At 69.1% G+C, this 2,631-nt stretch carries 3 protein-coding genes; all 3 read right to left on the bottom strand.

Features of this window, described 5'->3' with window-relative positions:
• On the bottom strand, positions 1 to 570 hold a 570-nt coding region (locus AB0H87_RS40445; RefSeq protein WP_360158724.1), incomplete at its 3' end, for a branched-chain amino acid ABC transporter permease.
• Positions 567 to 1,448, bottom strand: a complete 882-nt coding sequence (locus tag AB0H87_RS40440) for a branched-chain amino acid ABC transporter permease (RefSeq protein ID WP_360158721.1) — start codon at positions 1,446 to 1,448, stop codon at positions 567 to 569. The genes AB0H87_RS40445 and AB0H87_RS40440, both read right to left, overlap by 4 nt.
• A partial coding sequence (locus AB0H87_RS40435; protein WP_360158718.1) for an ABC transporter substrate-binding protein occupies positions 1,445 to 2,631 on the bottom strand: 1,187 nt, incomplete at its 5' end. The genes AB0H87_RS40440 and AB0H87_RS40435, both read right to left, overlap by 4 nt.

Here is a 2,631-nt window from a genome sequence, read left to right as displayed (position 1 = left end):
CCGCCAGGCTGCCCAGAGCCCGAGCAGCACCACGGGCAGCGCCGCGTAGTAGAAGTAGTACGCGTCGGTCAGGTCCAGCCCGAACAGCTCGCGCGGCACGCTCTGCAGGCCGTTCTCGCCGCCGGTCAGCCCACGCCGGTTGTTGGCGATGTAGTAGATCATCTGCGCGAAGGCGAGCGTGACCATCGCGAAGTAGATGCCGGTCCGGCGCACCGCGAGATAGCCGATCGGCACCGCGAGCGCCGCGGCGACCAGGGCGCCGGCCAGCACCGCGACCGGGAAGGGCACTCCGGCGTGGATGGCCACCAGACCCGTCGCGTACGCGGACGTGCCCCAGAACGCGGCGTGCCCGAACGAGAGCAGGCCGGTGTAGCCGAGCAGCAGGTCGACCGCCACGGCGAACAACGCCCAGCAGAGCATGTCCACGGCGACCGCGGGATAGAGCCCGTTGGGCAGCCAGAACGCGACCGCGAGCCCGGCGGCCAGCAGCACCCAGCGCAGCCAACGCGGCGCGCCGGCGACCGCCCGCAGCACCGAGGGCGACTGGCGGGGTTTCGCCTCGACCGTCATGCCGGTGCCTCCTCGCGGCCGAACAGCCCGGCCGGACGCCACAGCAGGACGGCCGCCATGATGACGAAGACCGAGGTCTGCGCGACGATCGGCCACTGGTCCAGATAGGACTCGCCCCAGGCCTGCACGAGCCCGATGCCGAAGCCGGCGGCGACCGAGCCGAAGATCGAGCCGAGGCCGCCGATCACCACCACCGCGAACACCACGATCACCAGGTCGGCGCCCATCAGCGGGTTGACGGCCCGCATCGGCGCGGCCAGCACCCCGGCGACGCCGGCGAGCGCGATGCCGAAGCCGAACACCGGCGTCACCCACCGCCCCACGTCGATGCCGAGCGCCCGGGTCAGCTCCGGGCGCTCGGTCGCCGCCCGGACCACCATGCCGATCCGGGTGTGTCCGAGCAGCCACCAGACCCCTACGCAGGCCACGACGGCGAAGGCGAGCACGAACACGCGATACGCCGGGAAGTCGAACAGTCCGAAGTCGACGGTGCCGGTCAGGCCGGCCGGTGTGCCGTACGGGCTCGACGTCGTGCCGTACCGCAGCTTCACCAGATCCTGCAGCACCAGCGTCAGGCCGAAGGTGAGCAGGAAGTTGTAGAGCGGGTCGAGGCGAGCCAGCGGGTGCACCAGCGTGCGTTCGACGGCCGTCCCGGCCACGCCGAGCGCCAGCGGCACGATCACCAGCGCCCACCAGAACGGGATGCCGAACTCCGTCAGCAGCAGGTAGGTGCCGACGGCGCCGAGCATGTAGAACGCGCCGTGCGCGAAGTTGACGACCCGCAGCATCCCGAAGATGACCGACAGGCCGAGGGCGAGCAGGGCGAGGAACGCCCCGCTCACCAGGCCGTCGAACGTGTGCTGGAGAAAAGAGCTCATAGCTTGCAGTCGGCCGACGGGGTACGGAACGCCTCGGCCGCCGGGATGGTCTTGAGGATCTTCACGTAGTCCCAGTCCTCGGTGACCTCCGCCGCGGGCTTGACCTGGGCGAGGTACGCGTCGTGGATGACCCGGTGGTCCTCGGCGCGGATCTTCCCGTTGCGCAGGAAGACGTCGTTGATGCTCTTGCCCTCGAGCTGCTTCACCACGGCGTCCGCGTCGTCGGTGCCGGCCGCCTGCACCGCCTCGAGATACTGCGTCGCCGCCGAGTAGTTGGCCGCGTGGGCGAACGTCGGCCGCGAGCCCGTCTCCTTGAGGAACCGGTCCGCGAACGCCCGGTTCTCCGCGTCGAAGTTCCAGTACCAGGCGTCGGTGTACGTGGTTCCGGCCAGCGCCGCCGGGGTCAGCGAGTGGATGTCGGTGAGGAACATCAGGCCGACCGACAGGTCGACGCCCTTCTCCCGCAGCTTGAACTCGTTGTACTGCTTGACCAGGTTGACCAGGTCGCCACCGGCCTGCATGGTGCCGAGCACGTCCGGCTTCGGGTTCAGCGTCGGCGCCTTGAGCAGGAACGTGGAGAAGTTGTCGTTCGGGAACGGCGTCGCGTCCTTGCCGACGATCGTGCCACCGGCCCCGGTCACCGCGGCCGAGAAGCTCTTCTCCATGTCCTGCCCGAACGCGTAGTTCGGGTAGACGATGTACCAGTTCTTCGCGCCCTGCTCGGTCACCGTCCTACCGGTGCCGTTGGCCAGCATGTACGTGTCGTACGCGTAGTGGAACGTGTACTTGTTGCACGACTTGCCGGTCAGGTCGGTGGTCGCGCCGCTGATGTTGAAGTAGAGCTTCTTCTTCTCCTTGGCCACGTCGGCCACCTTCAGCGCCGCCGACGAGGTGGGCACGTCGAGGATCGCGTCGACGCCCAGCCGGTCGTACATCTCGGCGGCCTTGGTGTTGGCCACGTCCGGCTTGTTCTGGTGGTCGGCGGTCTCGACCGTGATGTCCGTGCTGATCGCGTCGCCGCCGTGCTTGGCCTTGAAGTCGTCGATGGCCATCTGCACGGCCTTGACCGAGTTGGTCCCGGACAGGGCGAGGTAGACGCCCGACTGGTCGTTGAGCACGCCGAGCACGATCCGGTCACCGGACAGCTTGCTGCCCGACGAGCCCTGCGGTCCCCCGCCGCCGC

The organism is Asanoa sp. NPDC050611 (assembly GCF_040654855.1).
In the GTDB taxonomy this organism is placed as follows: Bacteria; Actinomycetota; Actinomycetes; order Mycobacteriales; family Micromonosporaceae; genus Asanoa.
The sequence above is the reverse complement of the archived record's forward strand: the minus strand, read 5'-3'. Positions and strand labels throughout refer to the sequence as shown.